16 protein-coding genes are annotated in these 19,394 nt (G+C 70.8%); 7 read left to right on the top strand and 9 right to left on the bottom strand.

Going from position 1 to position 19,394, the window contains the following annotated elements:
* Window positions 1–30: 30 nt before the first annotated feature.
* Window positions 31–2,247 carry a helix-hairpin-helix domain-containing protein gene (locus I8N67_RS15565; RefSeq protein ID WP_200303691.1) on the bottom strand — a complete coding sequence of 739 codons (2,217 nt, stop codon included), beginning with the start codon at window positions 2,245–2,247 and terminating at the stop codon, window positions 31–33.
* A complete protein-coding gene (locus I8N67_RS15570; RefSeq protein WP_200303692.1) occupies window positions 2,244–3,227 on the bottom strand; it encodes an aldo/keto reductase in 984 nt (327 codons plus the stop codon). Before I8N67_RS15570 ends, I8N67_RS15565 begins: the two co-directional genes overlap by 4 nt.
* Window positions 3,228–3,483: 256 nt before the next feature.
* Between I8N67_RS15570 and I8N67_RS15575 the strand changes: the two genes are divergently transcribed.
* Both I8N67_RS15575 and I8N67_RS15580 read left to right on the top strand, forming a co-directional pair.
* The gene (locus I8N67_RS15575) at window positions 3,484–4,539 is read left to right on the top strand and encodes an LLM class F420-dependent oxidoreductase (RefSeq protein WP_200303693.1); all 1,056 of its coding nucleotides are present in this window, start codon (window positions 3,484–3,486) and stop codon (window positions 4,537–4,539) included.
* A gap of 244 nt (window positions 4,540–4,783) precedes the next feature.
* Window positions 4,784–5,572 carry a ferritin-like domain-containing protein gene (locus I8N67_RS15580; protein ID WP_200303694.1) on the top strand — a complete coding sequence of 263 codons (789 nt, stop codon included), beginning with the start codon at window positions 4,784–4,786 and terminating at the stop codon, window positions 5,570–5,572.
* Window positions 5,573–5,601: 29 nt separating this feature from the next.
* Here I8N67_RS15580 and corA read toward each other — a convergent pair whose 3' ends face one another.
* Complete coding sequence (gene corA / locus I8N67_RS15585; RefSeq protein ID WP_200303695.1) at window positions 5,602–6,597, bottom strand: magnesium/cobalt transporter CorA; 996 nt, start codon at window positions 6,595–6,597, stop codon at window positions 5,602–5,604.
* Between the two features lie 133 nt (window positions 6,598–6,730).
* On the opposite strand from corA, the gene I8N67_RS15590 reads away from it, so the two are divergent.
* The 5 genes from I8N67_RS15590 to I8N67_RS15610 all read left to right on the top strand — a co-directional run bounded on the left by I8N67_RS15590 (window position 6,731) and on the right by I8N67_RS15610 (window position 11,518).
* Window positions 6,731–7,417, top strand: a complete 687-nt coding sequence (locus tag I8N67_RS15590; protein WP_200303696.1) for a histidine phosphatase family protein — start codon at window positions 6,731–6,733, stop codon at window positions 7,415–7,417.
* A 95-nt stretch (window positions 7,418–7,512) separates the two neighbouring features.
* A complete protein-coding gene (locus tag I8N67_RS15595; RefSeq protein ID WP_200303697.1) occupies window positions 7,513–8,103 on the top strand; it encodes a DUF3090 domain-containing protein in 591 nt (196 codons plus the stop codon).
* A complete protein-coding gene (locus I8N67_RS15600) occupies window positions 8,067–8,897 on the top strand; it encodes an SCO1664 family protein (protein WP_200303698.1) in 831 nt (276 codons plus the stop codon). The genes I8N67_RS15595 and I8N67_RS15600 overlap by 37 nt, the downstream gene beginning before the upstream one ends.
* Window positions 8,898–8,982: 85 nt before the next feature.
* A complete protein-coding gene (gene mshC / locus I8N67_RS15605) occupies window positions 8,983–10,212 on the top strand; it encodes a cysteine--1-D-myo-inosityl 2-amino-2-deoxy-alpha-D-glucopyranoside ligase (RefSeq protein ID WP_200303699.1) in 1,230 nt (409 codons plus the stop codon).
* Between the two features lie 319 nt (window positions 10,213–10,531).
* Window positions 10,532–11,518: an SMP-30/gluconolactonase/LRE family protein gene (locus I8N67_RS15610; RefSeq protein ID WP_200303700.1), complete on the top strand. Its 987-nt coding sequence runs from the start codon at window positions 10,532–10,534 to the stop codon at window positions 11,516–11,518.
* A 117-nt stretch (window positions 11,519–11,635) separates the two neighbouring features.
* Here the strand turns inward: I8N67_RS15610 and I8N67_RS15615 are convergent, their stop codons facing one another.
* From I8N67_RS15615 to I8N67_RS15640, 6 genes are all read right to left on the bottom strand, one after another.
* The gene (locus I8N67_RS15615; protein ID WP_200303701.1) at window positions 11,636–12,700 is read right to left on the bottom strand and encodes a PAC2 family protein; all 1,065 of its coding nucleotides are present in this window, start codon (window positions 12,698–12,700) and stop codon (window positions 11,636–11,638) included.
* A gap of 158 nt (window positions 12,701–12,858) precedes the next feature.
* Window positions 12,859–13,530, bottom strand: a complete 672-nt coding sequence (locus tag I8N67_RS15620; RefSeq protein WP_200303702.1) for a FadR/GntR family transcriptional regulator — start codon at window positions 13,528–13,530, stop codon at window positions 12,859–12,861.
* Between the two features lie 215 nt (window positions 13,531–13,745).
* Window positions 13,746–15,362, bottom strand: a complete 1,617-nt coding sequence (locus I8N67_RS15625) for a glycerol-3-phosphate dehydrogenase/oxidase (RefSeq protein WP_200303703.1) — start codon at window positions 15,360–15,362, stop codon at window positions 13,746–13,748.
* 63 nt (window positions 15,363–15,425) lie between these two features.
* The gene (gene glpK / locus I8N67_RS15630; protein ID WP_200303704.1) at window positions 15,426–16,964 is read right to left on the bottom strand and encodes a glycerol kinase GlpK; all 1,539 of its coding nucleotides are present in this window, start codon (window positions 16,962–16,964) and stop codon (window positions 15,426–15,428) included.
* Between the two features lie 99 nt (window positions 16,965–17,063).
* Window positions 17,064–17,864 (bottom strand): MIP/aquaporin family protein, encoded by an 801-nt coding sequence (locus I8N67_RS15635; RefSeq protein ID WP_200303705.1) that lies wholly within the window; start codon window positions 17,862–17,864, stop codon window positions 17,064–17,066.
* A 446-nt stretch (window positions 17,865–18,310) separates the two neighbouring features.
* Window positions 18,311–19,075 (bottom strand): IclR family transcriptional regulator, encoded by a 765-nt coding sequence (locus I8N67_RS15640; protein ID WP_200303706.1) that lies wholly within the window; start codon window positions 19,073–19,075, stop codon window positions 18,311–18,313.
* Between the last annotated feature and the right edge of the window lie 319 nt (window positions 19,076–19,394).

The raw sequence follows: 19,394 nt of genomic DNA on the forward strand, positions 1-19,394 counted from the left end.
GCGCCCCTTTCGGGGCGCGCGGGCCGGCTGTCAGCTTTCCGTGGGGACCTGGGTCTTCAGGAGGGTGGGTAGGCGGGTGGTGCGGGGCTTGGCGGGGGTTTCGGCTACCGCGTGGGGGAGGGCCTGGTCCACGCCGTGGACGACGGAGAGGTGTTGTTCGGCGCGGCCGAAGGCTGTGTAGACCCAGGGGCGGGTGAGGGACTGGGCGGCGTCACCCGGCAGTACCACGACGGCGGCCGGCCAGCGGTGACCCACTGCCTGGTGCGCGGTCAGTGCCCAGCCGTGTCGCACGCTCTGCTCGACCCGCTCCTTCGGTACGACGACGGCCGTGCCCGCGCACTCCAGGTGCAGCCCCTCGGCGTCGGCCTTGACCACGCGACCGGGGGTCGTACGGCCCGGTGCGGGGGAGTGGACGACACGGTCGCCCGGGTCGAAGCCGCCGAAGCGGCCGGGGCCGGGATTCAGCCGTTCCTTCAGCGCGATGTTGAGCGCACGTGTACCGGCGGCGCCGCCATGGCCGGGGGTGATCACCTGCACCTGGTCGGCGGGGATGCCGAAGGCCCTCGGCACGGAGTCCACGACGAGCTGCGCGGTCCGGTGCACCGCCTCACCCGCGTCCCGCACCGGCACGATGACGACCTCCTTGCCGGGCGCGTCGACCTGGTTCAGCTCCCCGATCCCGATCCCCGAGACCAGCTCGCCGAGGGGCCCCGGGTCGGGTGTCCGTGAGGCGACCTGGGGGCAGGTGCGGGCGGCGAGGAGATCCGCGAAGACCCGCCCCGGCCCGGCGGACCACAGCACCCCGGGATCGCCGCTGAGCACCAGCCGGGCACCGTCGGGCAGCGACTCCACGAGCACGGCGGCGGTCTCGACGTCCAGCTGGGGCGCGTCCAGGACCACGAGGAGGTCGAGGTCCAGCGCGCCCTCCCCGTCCCGGCCGGGTCCCTCGGCGCCGGACAGCAGGCCGGCCAGGGTCGTCACGGCGGCGTCGCCGCCCTCCACGCCGGCCAGTCGGGTGGCGAACCGCCGCCCGCCGTCCGCGCTGTGCGTCGCCGCGTACGCCCGCAGACCGAGCGATCGCGCGGCCGTGATCAGGGCCGCCGGTTCGGCGCGGGCCGCCTCGCCGCCGGTGTGCAGCACGAGCCCGTGTCCGGCGACGGCGCGGATCAGCTCGGCGGCGGGCCGGGGCGCCGACGCGACCGCCGGGACCCAGCCCGTGGGGTCCTCCTTGGGCAGCGAGTTCACGACCCGGGCGAGTCCGTCCGCGAGGCTCTCCTCGGCCAGGGCGTAACGCTCCAGGCCGATCAGGACGCGGACCGGGCGTACCTCTTCCGCTTCCTCGTCCTCGGCGTCCGCGGCGGGCGGGGCGTCGTCCAGCGCATCCTGGAAGACCAGGGCCTCGCCCTCGGCGACGGTGCTCTGGACGGCCGAGTCCGGGTCGGGCACGGACCGTTGGGCGAGCGCGGCGGCCAGGGCCGGGGCCTCCAGCGCCGTGTGCCCGGCGACGGCCGCCTGCTCCAGGAGCCATACGGTGACCGCCCGGCCCCGCCGCTCGTCGTCCGGGCCGCACTCGGCGCCGAGCAGTGCTCGGGCGAACCCGTCGGCCTGCTCCGGGCGCACGCCGGGGACGCGCAGCAACTGCCAGGGATCCTCACGCAGCCGACCGCCCGCGGCGTCGCCGAGCGCCTCGGCGACCTGCGGCACCAGCGCCTCGGGCGCGCCGCCCTCGGCCAGCACCGCGCGCACGGCCTCGACGGTCTCACCGGAGGGCACCGCCGCACCGGCCGCCGGCGCCACCGGCTGCGGCCGCCGCACCGGCTCCGGCGCGGCCCGCCGCGGCGCGGGCTCCGGCCCGCCGAACACGGTCGCCGTGGGCTTCTGCCCACCCTCCACGGCCCGCACGGCGGCCAGCAGGTCGGCGGCCGTCCCGCTGAGCCTGCCCCCGCTCGCGATCGGCCCCTTCTTCTCGGCCTTCCGCTGCTCGATCCGCTCCCGCTCCAACCGCTGCGCCGTCAACTCGGCCTGAGCCTCGGAGATTTCGGGCGCGGCTTCGGTGGCGTCGGTGCCGGCACCGACTTCCGTGTCGTCGGCTTCGGAGGACGCGTCCCCGTCGTCGGCCGTGCTCGCCTCGTCGGACGTGGGCCGGTCGTCGGGTGTGCCCTCGGCCTTGGCAGTCTCGTCGGTGGGGGCCCCCTCGCCCCGTCCCCCCGGCTCGTCCGACTCCGTGGTCGCGGGCTCCGTGCTCACAGCGTGCTCCAGTCGTGATCGGGATAGCGGTGTATGGGCGCCGACACGTCGTCGAGGGCCCGGCAGATCTCGTCAGGAAGACTAAGGCTCTCCACTGACAATGCGCCCGTGAGCTGCAGGGCGTTGCGCGCGCCGATGATGGGCGCGGCGACGCCGGGCCGGTCGCGGACCCAGGCGAGGGCCACCTGGAGCGGGGTCACGGCGAGGCCGTCCGCGGCGGTCTGTACCGCGTCCACGATGCCGCACGCCGTCTCGTCGAGATACGGCGCGACGAACGGGGCCATGTGCTCCGAGCCGCCCCGCGAGTCCGGCGGAGTGATGTGCCGGTACTTGGCGGTCAGCACCCCGCGGCCCAGCGGCGAGGAGGGGAGCAGACCGACGCCCAGGTCCAGCGCGGCGGGCAGCACCTCGCGCTCGACGCCGCGTTGCAACAGGGAGTACTCCATCTGCGTACTGGCCAGCCGGGTGCGTATTCCGGGGGCCGCGAGCTGCCAGGTGGCCGCCTTCGCGAGCTGCCAGCCGCAGAAGTTGGAGACTCCGGCGTACCGGGCGCGGCCGCTGCTGACGGCCAGGTCGAGGGCCTGGAGCGTTTCGTCGAGCGGGGTCTCGGGGTCGAAGGCGTGGATGTGCCAGAGGTCGACGTAGTCCGTGCCGAGGCGGGCGAGGGAGGCGTCCAGGGCGTTGAGCAGATGGCCACGGGAGCCGTCGAAGCGGCGGTCGGGGTCCGGGACGCTGCCGGCCTTCGTGGAGATGACCAGATCACGGCGGGGCACGAGCCCGTCCATCAGCTGCCCGAGCAGATATTCGGCCTCGCCGTCCCCGTACACGTCGGCCGTGTCGATGAGGGTGCCGCCCGCCCCCCAGAACACCTTCAACATGTCCGCGGCGTCATGCTCGTCCGAGTCGCGGCCCCACGTCAGGGTGCCGAGCCCGATCCGGGACACACGCAGGCCGGTACGGCCGAGATGCCTCTGCTCCATGAACGCCGACATTACTGGCCGGAGTTCACGACGTGGTGGCCTGTGGACAACGGAAGCGCTCCGCTCGCAACGCCGGGGGAGCTCGGGAGGCTGAGGTTGTCGGCCGGGCGCGGCTGAGTGGGAACTGCGCGATCAACCACGGCCGACCCGCGCCCGGCCGACAACCTCAGCCTCCCCCGCTCTCCCGCTCCCCCAGCGGAGCGTAAGGGTAGGGTCGGCGCCACAAGCGACGTTACTGATGGGTAAGGGGAAGGCCATGCAGCTCGGGATCAACCTCGGCTACTGGGGTGCCGGAATGGACGCGGACAACCTGGCCGTGGCCCAGGAGGCCGACCGGCTGGGATACGCCGTGTGCTGGGCCGCCGAGGCCTACGGCTCGGACGCGGCGACAGTGCTCACCTGGGTCGCGGCCAAGACCGAGCGCATCGACGTGGGCTCGGCCATCTTCCAGATCCCGGCCCGCCAGCCCGCGATGACCGCGATGACCGCCGCGACGCTCGACTCGCTCTCCGGCGGGCGTTTCCGGCTCGGCCTAGGTGTCTCCGGACCGCAGGTCTCGGAGGGCTGGTACGGGGTCAAGTTCGACAAGCCGCTGGCCCGCACCCGCGAGTACGTCGAGATCGTCCGCAAGGCGATGACCCGGGAGCGGCTGTCGCACGAGGGTGAGCACTGGACGCTGCCCTTGCCCGGCGGCCCCGGCAAGCCGCTGAAGCTGACCGTGCACCCGACCCGCGAGCACATCCCGCTGTACATCGCCGCGATCGGCCCGAAGAACCTGGAGCAGACCGGTGAGATCGCCGACGGCGCGCTTCTGATCTTCCCGTCGGCCGCGCATCTGGAGGACACGGCCGTCAAGCACCTGCGTGCGGGCCGCGAGAAGGCCGGCAAGACCCTCGACGGCTTCGACATCTGTCCGACGCTCCCGATCGCCCTGGGCGACGACAAGGACGTGGCGACGCTCGCCGACACCTTCCGTCCGTACACCGCGCTGTACGTCGGCGGTATGGGCAGCCGCAAGCAGAACTTCTACAACCAGCTCGCCCAGCGCATGGGCTACGAGAAGGAGGCCGCCGAGATCCAGGACAAGTACCTGGCCGGCGACAAGGCCGGTGCCGCGGCCGCCATCCCGCACGAGCTGATCGACCAGACGACGCTGCTCGGTTCCGTGGACCGTATCGCCGACCGGATGAAGGCCTACGCCGAGGCCGGCGTCAACACGCTCACCCTCGCCCCGGCGGGCTTCACGCTGGACGAGCGGATCGCTTCGCTGCGGGCCGGCTCGGAGGTCATGGAGCGGGCGGGGCTCGCCTAACCCGAACGGCGGAACCGGAAAGGAACCGGAAGGAACCGCAAAGCACTACGGCCGTGGTGGGGGCTCGGGGGTCTTCCCCGCCACGGCCGTCACGGGGGACAACGCGGCACGGCCCACTCGGTTACGCGCCCACGCCGCCCCCGGCGTCCTTCGTTCGGCGGATTTGTCCGACACAGCTGTTGCCTGGCTCCTGGTACCCCATTTGACTCGTTTTCTGCGGGAACCCTGCAGAGAGGTGCCTCAGATGCTTTCGGCCAAGAGTCTGTTCCAGGAAATCGTCGACAACGACGAGTCGTTCCGACTGTTCTGCTCCATCGCCGCCGGCGGGGAGTCGCAGGGCGGCTGGGAGAACGCGCGCATCGCCGCGCTCGTCCCGCGGAGCGAGCGCGCACTCGCGCCCAAGATCACCCGGCACGGCGCCGACGAGGACAAACACGGGCGGATCTTCAACGCCCTCATGAAGAAGCGCGGCCTCGACCCTGTGGAGGTCCCGCCCGAGACCGACTACACCATGCTCCTGGAGCGCGGCGGCATCGGCCTCTCGCACGAGAAGCTGAAGGCCGACGAGCCGCTCACGGTGCGGGACATCATCGTGTACCTGTCGCACAGCCGGGTCACCGAACAGCGGGCCGCCGACCAGATGCTGATGCTCCGCGAGCACTTCGAGGGCCACCCCGACATGGGCAAGGCCGTCCGGATGATCTCCGACGACGAGGACAACCATCTCGCCTACACCCACGAGGAACTGCTGCGCTTCGCCGCCGCCGGACACGGCCGCCTCATTCAGCGGACGCTGCGCGAGTGCGCCCTCGCGGAGATCGCCGTCCACCGCGATGTCAGCCTCGCCGTCATGGACCACATGGGACGCATCCTGGGCTGGCCGAAGGCCAGGGCGATGGTCCTCGCCGCGGGCATCCGCGCCGTGTACGCGTACGAGCGGGCCTTCGGCTGGCGACGCATGGTCTCACTGACGATGCCGGAGCGCCGTGACGCGCTGGGCGGACCGGCGACGGCGGCACCCGAGTTCGCCTGAGGCACGGGTCCACCCGACGGCCACGCCGGTCACAGCCAGCCCCGGCGCTTGAAGAGCCGGTACACCAGCATCTCCGTCACGGCCATCAGCGCCATCAGCGCGGGGTACGACCACACCCAGTCGAGTTCGGGCATGTGCTCGAAGTTCATGCCGTAGACGCCGGCGGCCATGGTGGGGATCGCTGCCATGGCCGCCCAGGCGGAGATCTTCCGCATGTCGTCGTTCTGTCGGACGCTCATCTGCGCCAGGTGCGCGGAGAGGATGTCGGAGACCAGCCGGTCCAGGCCCTCGACGGACTCGTTGACGCGGGTGAGGTGGTCGTTGACGTCACGGAAGAAGGGCTGGGCCTTCTCGTCGACGAAGGGCACCGCGGTGTTGTGGCCGGCCGTGCCCGAGAGCCGGACGAGCGGTGCGGCGAGGGGTCCGGTGGCCCGGCGGAACTCGAGGACCTGGCGTTTGAAGGTGTAGATCCGGGAGGCGGTGTTCCGTGAGCCGCCGACGTCGGGGGAGAAGACCTCCGCCTCCAGTTCCTCCAGGTCGGTCTGGAGTTCGGTCGCCACGTCCAGATAGTGGTCGACGGTGGCGTCGGTGATCGCGTACAGCACGGATGTGGGCCCCTTGCCGAGGAGTTCCGGCTCCTGCTCCAGGCGCCGGCGTACGACGCTCAGGGGTGCGCCCCGGCCGTGGCGGACGGTCACGACGAAGGCGTGGCCGAGGAAGACCATGACCTCGCTGGAGGTCACGGTGTCGCTGGCCGGTTCGTACACGACCGGCTTGAGGACCATGAACAGCGAGTCGTCGTACACCTCCAGCTTGGGCCGCTGGTGGGCCTTGAGGGCGTCCTCGACGGCCAGCGGATGCAGCGCGAACTCCTCGGTGACGAGGGCGAACTCCTTTTCCGTCGGCTCGTGCAGGCCGATCCACACGAAGCCGCCGGAGGCGCGGGCGGCGGCCAGGGCGTCGGAGAGGTCGTCGGGCCCCTCGGTGCGGTGGCCGTCGTGGTAGACGGCGCAGTCGACGATCACAAGGGGTTCCTTTCGCCGGGAGCATCCTTTCCCCGCCGGGCGCGGGATGCATCCCATCCGTCTCCACGGCTCTCCGCCGCACTTGTCCACAGGGCCGGAAGAGGCCGTCCGGCGGGCGTCTAGGCTGGGCCGCATGCCCACGTTGATCCTTGTCCGGCACGGACGTTCCACCGCCAACACCGAGGGAGTGCTCGCCGGGTGGACCCCCGGTGTCGCGCTCGACGAGCGAGGCGCGGCGCAGGCCGCGGAACTGCCCGGCCGTCTCGCCGGGCTGCCGATCTCCGAGGTCGTCACCAGCCCGCTCCAGCGCTGTCAGGAAACGATTCGCCCCCTCCTCGACGCCCGGCCCGAACTCGGCCCGCACACCGACGACCGCATCGGCGAGTGCGACTACGGCGACTGGTCCGGCCGCAAGCTCGCCGAGCTGGCGGACGAGCCGCTGATGCAGGTCGTACAGGCGCATCCGACGGCGGCCGCGTTCCCCGGCGGCGAGTCGATGCGGGCCATGCAGCACCGGGCCGCGGAGGCGGTACGGGAGTGGAACGCGCGGGTGGAGCGCGAGCACGGGGCCGACGCCGTGTATCTGATGTGCTCGCACGGCGACATCATCAAGTCGCTCGTGGCGGACGCACTCGGACTTCATCTGGACCTCTTCCAGCGGATCTCTGTCGAACCGTGTTCCATCACCGCGATCCGTTACACACGACTGAGGCCGTTTCTCGTCCGCCTCGGCGACACCGGGGATTTCGCGTCCCTGGCGCCGCGCGAGGAGCCCCCGAGCGACGACGCAGCGGTCGGGGGCGGTGCGGGGGCACCGTGATCGTCAACCGCAGTAGGGTGAAGCGGTCGCGACGGCGCTGAACAGTCAGCGGTCGGAGCGACCGGCCCCGACGTCGATTCCAATGGAGACAGGACGTGTCCCGTCAGGTGTTCCTCTACGACCCCCCGGACCGTTTCGTGGCCGGTACGGTCGGGCTGCCCGGGCGCCGGACCTTTTTCCTTCAGGCCGCCTCAGGTCAACGCGTCACCAGCGTGTCCCTGGAGAAGACCCAGGTCGCCGCTCTCGCCGAGCGCATGGACGAACTCCTCGACGAGGTCGTACGGCGCAGCGGCGGCAGTGCCCCGGTGCCGGCCGTAGCGCCCACCGAGGTGTCGGACACGGCGCCGCTGGAGGCCCCCGTCGAGGAGGAGTTCCGGGTCGGCACCATGGCGCTGGCCTGGGACGGCGACGAGCAGCGCATGATCGTCGAGGCCCAGGCCCTGGTCGAGCTGGACGCCGAGTCCGAGGAGGATCTGGCCGAGGCGGAGGAGCGGATGCTCCAGGACGAGGAGAACGGTCCGCCGATGCTCCGTGTCCGCCTCACCGGCGCGCAGGCCCGGGCCTTCGCCAAGCGCGCCCTCGACGTCGTCAACGCGGGGCGGCCCCCGTGCCCGCTGTGCAGTCTGCCGCTCGATCCGGAGGGACACGTATGTCCGCGCCAGAACGGATACCGCCGCGGGGCGTGACCTCTGCGATGCCCATGGCCGAACTGCTCGCCGAGGGCGAGTTGACCGTGCGCGGGCGCGTACGGGAGGCGTCCAACGCGGTGCTGTACTGCTCGGTCGCGCACGACGGCCGGGAGGCGGCCTGCGTCTACAAACCCGTCGCCGGGGAGAGACCCCTGTGGGACTTCCCCGACGGCACGCTCGCCCAGCGGGAGGTCGCCGCGTACGAGGTGTCCGAGGCGACCGGCTGGGGGCTCGTCCCGCCCACAGTGCTGCGCGACGGGCCGTACGGCGAGGGCATGTGCCAGCTGTGGATCGAGGGGGAGCCCGGGTCCGAGCTGCTCACGCTGGTGGACGGTGAGGAGGCCGGCGAGGGCTGGAAGGCCGTCGGGTTCGCCGAGGTCGGCGACGGGAAGACCGCACTCCTCGTGCACGCCGACGACCGGCGGCTGCGGCGCCTCGCCGTGCTCGACGCCGTCATCAACAACGCCGACCGCAAGGGCGGCCATCTGCTGCCGGCCGCCGGGGAACGGCTCTACGGCATCGACCACGGGGTGAGCTTCAACGTCGAGAACAAGCTGCGGACCCTGCTGTGGGGGTGGGCCGGCGAGCCGCTCACCGAGGAGGCCGTCGAGGTGCTGGGACGGTTGCGGGACGCGCTCGGCGCGCAGGGGGCGCTGGCGGCGAAGCTGTCCGACCTGATCACCGACACCGAGCTGGACGCCACGAGGGAGCGGGTCGCCGCCATGCTCAGGAGCGGCCGGCACCCGGAGCCGAGCGGCGACTGGCCGGCGATCCCGTGGCCGCCGGTGTGAGCGACATGCGCCCCGGCCCCGGTCATACCCCCGAGTAACAGGGCACCCCGCTTAGCCCCGCAGGGATCGGGTTAGGCTCATGTACATGCATGCCTGGCCCGCTTCTGAGGTCCCCGTCCTGCCTGGCAAGGGCCGCGACCTGAGGATCCACGACACCGCGACCGATGGGCTCGTCACCCTCGACCCCGGTCCCGTCGCCCGTATCTACGTCTGCGGTATCACCCCGTACGACGCCACCCACATCGGTCACGCGGCGACCTACAACGCGTTCGACCTCGTACAGCGCGTGTGGCTCGACACCAAGCGGCAGGTTCACTACGTCCAGAACGTGACGGACGTCGACGACCCGCTCCTTGAGCGGGCCGAGCGCGACGGCATCGACTGGGTGGCCCTCGCCGAGAAGGAGACCGCCCTCTTCCGTGAGGACATGACCGCCCTGCGGATGCTCCCGCCGCGGGAGTACATCGGCGCCGTGGAGGCCATCCCGGGCATCGTTCCGCTCGTCGAGCGGCTCCGCGACGCCGGCGCCGCGTACGAACTCGAAGGCGACATCTACTTCTCCGTCGAGGCCGACCCCGACTTCGGCAAGGTCTCGGGCCTCGACGCCGCCGCGATGCGGCTGCTGTCCGCCGAGCGCGGCGGCGACCCCGACCGGTCCGGGAAGAAGAACCCGCTCGACCCGATGCTGTGGATGGCCGCGCGGGAGGGCGAGCCCAGTTGGGACGGCGGCTCGCTCGGGCGCGGTCGCCCCGGCTGGCACATCGAGTGTGTCGCCATCGCCCTCGACCATCTCGGCATGGGCTTCGACATCCAGGGCGGCGGCTCCGACCTCGCCTTCCCGCACCACGAGATGGGCGCCTCGCACGCGCAGGCGCTGACCGGCGAGTTCCCCATGGCCAAGGCGTATGTCCACGCCGGCATGGTCGCGCTGCACGGCGAGAAGATGTCGAAGTCCAAGGGCAACCTCGTCTTCGTCTCCAAGCTGCGCCGCGACGGGGTCGACCCGGCCGCGATACGGCTCGCGCTGCTCGCGCACCACTACCGGGCCGACTGGGAGTGGACCGACCAGGTGCTCCAGGACGCCGTGGCACGGCTCGGCCGGTGGCGCGCCGCCGTCTCCCGCCCCGACGGACCGTCCGCCGAGGCACTCGTCGAGGAGATCCGCGAGGCTCTCGTGAACGACCTCGACGCCCCGGCCGCGCTCGCCGCAGTCGACCGCTGGGCCGCGCTCCAGCTGGATCAGGGCGGTACGGACGAGGGTGCGCCCGGCGTCGTGTCGCGTGCCGTGGACGCCCTCCTCGGCGTGGCCCTGTGAAGCGTGGTCCTTCAAAGCGTGGTTTTTTGAAGTAACGACTCTGCACAGGCGTCGTAGACGTCACACGTGTCACATGTGATGCGAGCAGTGGGGCGCTTCCTCCGCCCGGAGGAAGCGCTCCTTCGTCTCACACGGAACCCTCTCCGGGGTGGAAAGAGACATGACGCCACCATCCGGCCAGAAATCGTCATGGGGCTGTCATGGGGCTGTCGATCGAATGGCGAAGGGCTGCGAGGTCAGTCGGCATGTGATGGTGTGACAGACGTCAGTTGAAAGCCGGACCGGCCAGCTGCCGGTCCCTTCGTGGAAGGGACGAACAGTGGCACCCCCGCAATCCTCCTCCGCTCGTCACATCAGTCGGCGCGGACTGCTCACGACATCCGCCGCCACCGCCGGCGCGCTCCTCGTCGGTTCCTCGGCCGCGACCGCTTCGGCGGCGCCCGAGCGCACCTGGCCGGACCTCATCCCGCTCCCCAACGGCTTCCGCCCCGAGGGCATCACCATCGGCGGCGGCCCGTACGCCTACCTGGGCTCGCTCGGCGACGGCTCGATCTACCGCGCCGACCTGCGCACCGGCACGGGCGGCATCATCTCCGCGGGCCCCGGTACGCCCTCCGTCGGGCTCAAACTCGACGGCCGGGGGCGGCTGTTCGTCGCCGGGCGCGGTCAGGGCGCCCGGGTGGTGGACGTGCGCTCCGGCGAGATCATCGCGTCGTACGTGCTCACCACCAAGACGCCGACCTTCGCCAACGACGTCTTCCTCACCCCGCGCGCCGCCTGGTTCACCGACTCGTTCCAGCCCGCCCTCTACGCTCTGCCGCTCGGCCGCCACGGCGGGCTGCCGGACGCCGACGAGGTCGTGACGCTCACCCTGAGCGGCGACTGGGCCCAGACCCCCGGCGAGGTGGTCAACGCCAACGGCATCACCGGCACCCCGGACGGCAGGGCCCTGCTGGTCGTACAGTCCGGCGCCGGCGGCCTGCACCGGGTCGACCCCAGGACGGGGGTCACGGAACTCGTCGACCTCGGGGACGCTGCGCCTCTCACCAACGGCGACGGCCTGCTGCTCCTCGGGCGGCGTCTGTACGTGGTCCAGAACCGCCAGAACGTGATCGATGTGTTCAAGCTCGCCGAGGACGGCCGCAGCGGCATCTTCGAGGGCCGCCTCACGGACTCGGACTTCGACGTACCGACGACGGCCGCCGTCTTCAAGAACCGCCTCTACCTGCCCAACGCACGCTTCACGACGACCCCGACCCCGGACACGACCTACGCGGTGGTGGCAGTGAAGAGGCATGTCATGTAGACGCTGTGCCGTCCCCCGCGCCCTGTACTGCTCCAGGGGCGCGGGGAACCACGCGATCAGCCACGACGGATCCTCGGGTGCGGCTGCAGCGCAGCATCTCCCGCCGGGACCCGGGTCTCAGCCGTCCGACGAATCCTCGTCCTCGGCCCCAGGCTCGGCCCCAGGCTCGGCCCCAGGCTCGGCCTCAGGCTCGGTCTCGGGACCGGCCTCGGGCTTCGGCGGCTTCGGCGGCCGCGTACGACCACCGGGGTTGTCCTTCGGGTTCCACGCGCCGGATCCCGTGTCACCCCCGTCAGCCGTGGCGTGCCCCCCCGGTGAACCGGCGGGGCCGCCCGCGGGGCCACCGTCACGGCGCCGCAGATACCGCTCGAACTCGCGGGCGATCGCCTCTCCCGATGCCTCGGGCAGCTCCGCGGTGTCCCGGGCCTCCTCCAGCGTCTGCACGTACTCCGCGACCTCGCTGTCCTCGGCGGCCAGCTGGTCCACTCCCACCTGCCAGGCGCGCGCGTCGTCGGGCAGCTCGCCCAGTGGGATGCGCACGTCGATCAGGTCCTCCAGCCGGTTGAGGAGGGCCAGCGTCGCCTTCGGGTTCGGCGGCTGCGACACATAGTGCGGCACGGCGGCCCACAGCGACACAGCCGGAACGCCGGCGTGCGTGCACGCCTCCTGGAGGATGCCGACGATGCCCGTGGGGCCCTCGTACTTGGTCTCCTCCAGGTCCATCCGCTGCGCCAGATCCGGGTCGGACGTGACACCGCTGACCGGGACCGGACGCGTGTGCGGGGTGTCGCCGAGCAGCGCTCCCAGGATCACCACCAGCTCCACGCCCAGCTCATGGGCGAAGCCCAGCAGCTCGTTGCAGAACGAGCGCCAGCGCATCGACGGTTCGATGCCTCGGACGAGTACGAGATCGCGGGGCTTGTCACCGCCGACCCTGACCACCGACAACCTTGTCGTCGGCCAGGTGACCTTCCGCACACCGCCGTCCAGCCACACCGTCGGCCGGTTCACCTGGAAGTCGTAGTAGTCCTCGGCGTCCAGCGCCGCGAACACCTCGCCCTTCCATTCACTGTCCAGGTGCGCGACCGCCGCGGAGGCGGCGTCGCCGGCGTCGTTCCAGCCCTCGAACGCGGCCACCATGACTGGGTCGATCAGCTCGGGAACCCCCTCCAGCTCGATCACCCAGCGCCTCCTTCCGACGTGCCCTCGCGTACGCCCCAACCTTACGGCGTGCCCAGGGGGCCTCCGCAGCCCCCTTGCACGGGGGAGTGAACGGATCAATGCCCCGATCGCACGACTGAAACACTCGTCGGCCATGAAGGCCCCAAGTGATCAACTTCTCACAGCGACGACCGAAGCCACTGCTCCACGCTCGCGATGTGCACCGTCGCCCAGGAGCGTGCGGCGTCCGCGTCGCGGTCGCGGAGGGCGGTGAGGATGGCTCGGTGTTCGTGGAGGGTGCGGCTGACGGCGTCCTCCTGGGTCAGGCCGCGCCAGATGCGAGCGCGGGTCGTGGGGCCTGACAGGCCGTCAAGGAGGGAGCAGAGGACGGAGTTTCCGGAGCTCTGGACGATGCCGCGGTGGAACTCCAGGTCGCAGGCGACCAGCTCCTCCACCGACGGCTCGGTGCCGAGCTTGTCCAACTGGGCGGCCAAAGCGTCCAGTTGCTGCTCGCTGATCTTCGAGGCGGCCATCGCCGTCGCCGCCGGCTCCAGTATGCGGCGTACGGCGAGGAACTCCAGGACGGTGTCGTCGCGGTGGAAGTCGACGACGAAACTCATCGCCTCCAGGAGGAGTTGGGGGTCCAGGCTGGTGACATACGTGCCGTCGCCCTGCCGTACGTCCAGGATGCGGATCAGCGACAGGGCGCGCACCGCCTCGCGCAGGGAGTTGCGGGACAGGCCGAGATCGGCGGCCAGCTCGCTCTCCTTGGGGAGGCGGTCGCCAGGCCGCAGCGCGCCGGAGACGATCATGTCTTTGATCTTCTCGATCGCCTCGTCGGTGACTGCCATGGTGGGCCCCTCCCAGTCGTTCAGACATCCGATGTCTCAGGCCATTATGGGGGCTCTATCAGGCCAAAGCCTCCAGATCGGCCAAGGCCGCGGCCTCGTCGAGGGTGGTGAGGAAGCGATCCCCTCACGCGGAAGAGGCGGCTCCATCGCCATGGAGCCGCCCCTACCGCACGGTGCCGACCCCGGTCAGGGGAAGAGGCCGGCCCGAAACCCGGTCACTTCTTGTCGAGCAGATCCTTCACCTTCGCCCGGACCTCGTCCGTCGCCAGCCCCCGTATCGTCAGCGTCGTCCGCCGACGCAGCACGTCATCGACCGTCTCGGCCCACTCGGTGTCACGGGCATAGACGACCTGCGCCCAGATCTCCGGCGCATCGGCGTGGACACGCTCGCCCAACTCGGGGTTCTCATTGGCCAGGCGGGCGATGTCGAAGGCCAGCGAACCATAGTGCGTGGCGAGGTGCCGCGCGGTGTCGGCACCCATACGGGGACCAGGCGCCGGCCGGTCGACGAGCAGCCGGTGGGCGACCGCCCGCGGGTTGGCGACCCCCGGCAGCGGCAGCTTCTTCGGCAGCCTGGAGACCGGCTCGAAGTCCTCACCCAGCGGATGCCCCGGCAGCGCCTCAAGCTTCTTCATGATCGTGCGGCCGATGTGCCGGAACGTCGTCCACTTGCCGCCCGCGACGGACAGCATGCCGCCCCGGCCCTCGGTGACGACCGTCTCGCGCTTGGCCTTGGCGGTGTCGCCGGGGCCGCCCGGCAGCACCCGCAGACCCGCGAAGGAGTACGTGATCAGGTCACGGTCGAGCTGCTGGTCGCGGATCGAGAACGCGGCCTCGTCGAGTATCTGGGCCGTGTCCTTCTCGGTGACCGCGACGTCCGCCGGGTCGCCCTCGTAGACCTCGTCGGTCGTACCGAGGAGCAGCATGTCCTCCCAGGGGAGGGCGAAGGTGATGCGGTACTTGTCGATGGGGGTGGCCAGCGCGGCCTTCCACGGAGACGTCCGCTTCAGCACGAGGTGCGCGCCCTTGGACAGGCGGATGGACGGAGCCGCGTCCGGGTTCTCCATCCGGCGCAGGTGGTCGACCCACGGCCCGGTCGCGTTCAGCACCAGCCGGGCGCCGACCCCGAACTCGTCGCCGGAGAGCCGGTCGCGCAACTCGGCACCGGTCACCCGGCCCTTGGTGAAGCGCAGCCCGGTGACCTCGGCGTGGTTCAGCACGACGGCGCCGGACTCGACGGCCGCGCGGACCGTCATCAGCGCCATCCGGGAGTCGTTCATCTGGTCGTCGCCGTACACGGCCACGGCCTTCAGATTGTCGGTGCGCAGCTCGGGCACGTCCTGCGCGGCCTTCGACGGCGACAGCAGGTGGCCCACACCGTCACCGAACGCGGAGAGCGCGGAGTAGGCGAAGACGCCCGCCCCGAGCTTCGCCGCGCCGTGCGGCCCGCCCTTGTACACGGGGAGGTAGAAGGTGAGCGGGTTCGCCAGATGGGGGGCCACCTGGCGGGAGACCGCACGGCGCTCGAAGTGATTCTCCGCCACCAGCTTCACCGCGCCGGTCTGCAGATAACGCAGACCGCCGTGGAGCAGCTTGGAGGAGGCGGAGGAGGTGGCACCGGCGAAGTCGCCGGCGTCGACCAGCGCCACCCTGAGCCCGGACTGCGCGGCGTGCCAGGCGGTGGAGATGCCCAGGATGCCGCCGCCGATCACGAGAAGGTCGTACGACGCCTTGGAGAGTTGCTCCCGGGTCTCGGCACGGCTCGGGTTCGAGCCGGACGCCGGGCGCGTCCCCAGGGCAGGCAGGGCTTGCAGGGTGGACTGACTGGTCATGTCGGGTTCTTACTCCTCATCGGAGGGTGTGTCGGAGCCTTCTGCGGCTCGTCTCAGCTCTCGTCAGTTCTCGTCTTCGAGCCAGCCCATGGACCGCTCGACGGCCTTGAGCCAGCTCTTGTACTCACGGTCGCGCTTCTCCGCGTCCATGTTCGGGGTCCACTCGGCGGCCCGGCGCCAGTTGGCGCGCAGGTCGTCGGTGCTGGTCCAGAAGCCGACGGCGAGACCGGCGGCGTAGGCGGCGCCGAGGCAGGTCGTCTCGGCGACCATCGGACGCACCACGGGGGCGTCCAGGAAGTCCGAGAGCGTCTGCATCAGCAGGTTGTTGGAGGTCATGCCGCCGTCGACCTTGAGGGCCGCGAGCTCCACACCCGAGTCCTTGGTCATGGCGTCGGTGATCTCACGGGTCTGCCAGGCGGTGGCCTCCAGGACGGCACGCGCGAGGTGCGCCTTGGTGACGTACCGGGTCAGACCGGCGATCACACCGCGGGCGTCGGAGCGCCAGTAGGGGGCGAACAGACCGGAGAAGGCCGGCACGAAGTACGCGCCGCCGTTGTCCTCGACCGAGAGCGCCAGCGTCTCGATCTCGGCGGCGGTGGAGATGAGCCCCATCTGGTCGCGCATCCACTGCACCAGCGAACCGGTGACGGCGATCGAGCCCTCGAGGGCGTAGACCGGAGCGTCGTCGCCGATGCGGTAGCCGACGGTGGTCAGCAGGCCCGAGTACGAGTTGATGATCTTGTCGCCGGTGTTCATCAGCATGAACGTGCCGGTGCCGTACGTCGACTTGGCCTCGCCCTCGGCGAAACAGGTCTGGCCGAACAGGGCGGCCTGCTGGTCGCCGAGCGCGGAGGCGACCGGGATGCCGCCGAGCAGCTCGCCCAGGCTGCCGCCGGTGATCTCGCCGTACACCTCGGCGGAGGAGCGGATCTCCGGGAGCATCGACAGGGGGACGCCGATGGACTCGGCGATCTTCTCGTCCCACTCCAGGGTGTGCAGGTTCATCAGCATGGTGCGGGAGGCGTTGGTGACGTCGGTGTAGTGCTTGCCGCCGTCGACACCGCCCGTCAGGTTCCAGATGACCCAGGTGTCCATGGTGCCGAAGAGGATGTCGCCGGCCTCGGCGCGCTCGCGCAGGCCCTCGACGTTGTCCAGCAGCCAGCGGGCCTTCGGGCCGGCGAAGTAGCTCGCCAGCGGCAGGCCGGTCTCGCGGCGGAAGCGGTCCTGGCCGACGTTGCGGCCCAGCTCCCTGCAGAGCGCGTCGGTGCGGGTGTCCTGCCAGACGATGGCGTTGTGGACGGGCTCACCGGTGTTCTTGTCCCAGAGGAGAGTGGTCTCGCGCTGGTTGGTGATGCCGATGGCCTTGATGTCGTCGCGGGTGATGCCGGCCTTCTGGATGGCCCCGGCGACGACTTCCTGGACGTTGGTCCAGATCTCGTTGGCGTTGTGCTCGACCCAGCCCGGCTTGGGGAAGATCTGCTCGTGCTCCTTCTGGTCGACGGAGACGATGCGTCCGTCGCGGTCGAAGACGATGCAGCGGCTGGAGGTGGTGCCCTGGTCGATGGCGGCGATGAACGGCCCGGCGGTGTGGGCGTCGGTCACGGTGTGCTCCTGGAAGTCAACTGGTCAACGGGCGATACGTACGGCGCGTGCTGAGCGTTCCGCGAGAACGGTGCCTCGCGGAAGCGCGGCTCGGTGCTCCTAAGCAAATGCGACGTTGTAGATGCCTGCAGCGATGGCGGCGCCGATCAGGGGACCGGCCACCGGGATCCAGGCGTAGCTCCAGTCGGAGCCGCCCTTGTTGGGCAGGGGCAGGAGGGCGTGCACGATACGCGGACCGAGGTCGCGGGCCGGGTTGATCGCGTAGCCGGTCGGGCCGCCGAGGGAGAGACCGATCGAGACCACGACGAGCGCGGTGATCAGGGCGCCGATGGTGCCGAGACCCTTGCCTTCGCCGTTCATGCCCTGCGTGAGGATCGCCAGGACCAGGACCACGGTGCCGATGATCTCGGTGGCGAGGTTCTGCCACACGACGCGGATCTCGGGACCGGTGGAGAAGATGCCGAGCACGGGACCCGCACCGGCCTCCCGGGCCTCGACCGCCTTGGCCTTGGTGGTCTCCGCGCCCGGACCGCCGACGATCTCCTTGTCGGTGAGGTGGGCGTGGAACTGGCCGTAGTAGGCGACCCAGACCAGAGCGGCACCGATCATGGCGCCGAGCAGCTGCCCGCCCCAGTAGGTCGGGACCTGGCTCCACTCGATGCCGTTCTTCTTCAGCGCGAGCGCGAGGGTCACGGCCGGGTTCAGGTGGGCGCCGGAGAGCGGCGCCGAGGTGTAGACGGCCGTCAGAACGGCAAAACCCCACCCGAAGGTGATGGCGAGCCAACCGGCGTTACGGGCCTTGGAGGCCTTCAGCGTGACGGCGGCGCACACGCCACCGCCGAGCAGGATGAGTATGGCGGTACCGATGGTCTCGCCGATGAAGATGTCGGAGCTGGACACCCGCGACTCCTTTGTCCTTCGTCCAGGGGAAAGAGTTCGGCCCGTGGCGTTGTCACACTCTAACGCGTATTGCCGGTAGGTGTTCGACAATGTCGACCGATGGACGGGAGTCTTGCCCCGGCGTTACAGGTGCGTCAAGAGTTGTGTTGTCGAAAACACGATCGTTATTGATCGAACGGGCCGGTCGATCTTGGGATGGCTGCTATGGGTGCCCACGCGGGCACCTGACGCGCACGCGCAGACGGCTGAGGCGCACGGTCAGGAGGTGGGCGGAGGCAACGGCCAGGCACACGGCAGAGGCGACGGCCAGGCACACGGCGGAGGCGACGGCCGGGGGCAAGGCGAAGGCGCACGGTCAGGAGTAAGGCGAAGGCGACGGCCAGGCACACGGCGAAGGCCGGGACACCGTGACGTGTCCCGGCCTTCGCCGTGTCAGGTGGCGCCCGTCAGAACCGCACCGCGCCCAGGTCCCGCGACACCGCGCGGGCACAGTCCCGTACGGCCGCGATCAGCTCGGGGCGCAGCTCGCCCTCGCGGCACAGGCGCTCCACGGCGCCGGTGATGCCTACCGCACCCACGGGCATGCGCCGCCGGTCGTGGATGGGCGCGGCGATGGACGCGACGCCCTCCCAGGTCTCCTCGACGTCGGCCGCGTACCCGCGCGCGCGGGTGATGTCCAGGACGCCCTCGAAGTCGTCCAGGGTGCAGACGGTCCGCTCGGTGAACGCCTTGCGCTCGCCCTCCAGGACCTCGCTGTGCGCCACCGGGTCGTACGCCGAGAGGACCTTGCCGAGGGCGGTGGAGTGCAGTGGCTGCATGGCCCCTATCTCCAGGACCTGCCGGCTGTCGTCGGGCCGGAAGACGTGGTGCACGATCAGCACGCCCTGCAGGTGCAGCACCCCGAGGTGGACGCTCTCGCCGCTGGACCGGGCCAGGTCGTCCGTCCAGACCAGGGCGCGGGCCCGCAGCTCGTGGACGTCGAGATAGGTGGTCCCGAGCCGCAGCAGCTCGGCCCCCAGCTGGTAGCGCCCCGACGCGTCGTCCTGCTCGACGAAGCCCTCCTGCTGGAGCGTGCGCAGTATGCCGTGGGCCGTGCCCTTGGCGAGGCCCAGCGACGAGGCGATGTCCGACAGGCCGAGCCGTCGCTCGCCGCCGCCGAGCAGCCGCAGCATCGCGGCCGCCCGTTCGAGCGACTGGATGTTCCGTGCCATCGCCGTCCTGCCTCCGTCCCCTTCATGACCGCCGTACGCGAAGGAACCACCAACGTTCGGCAATGTCGAACACTACCGGTCGTTGCCGACCGCCCGCCAATGTCCGTCAACAGCTTTTCGGCCACGTGCACCGCATGGTGGCACTCCCGTGGCGGTCCGGTGTCCGTCGGGTGCCTGTCGGGTGTCCGTCCGGTGACCGTGATGTGCTGTCCCGTGCCTGTCGATCGTTCGTCGTCGGAGTAAACCGCATTCAGGGCGTTATTGATGGATCTCCGTGGCGTCGCCACGCCCAGCGCGCCACGCCCAGCGCGCCACGCCC

This window comes from Streptomyces adelaidensis (genome assembly GCF_016598475.1).
Classification (GTDB): Bacteria; Actinomycetota; Actinomycetes; order Streptomycetales; family Streptomycetaceae; genus Streptomyces; species Streptomyces adelaidensis.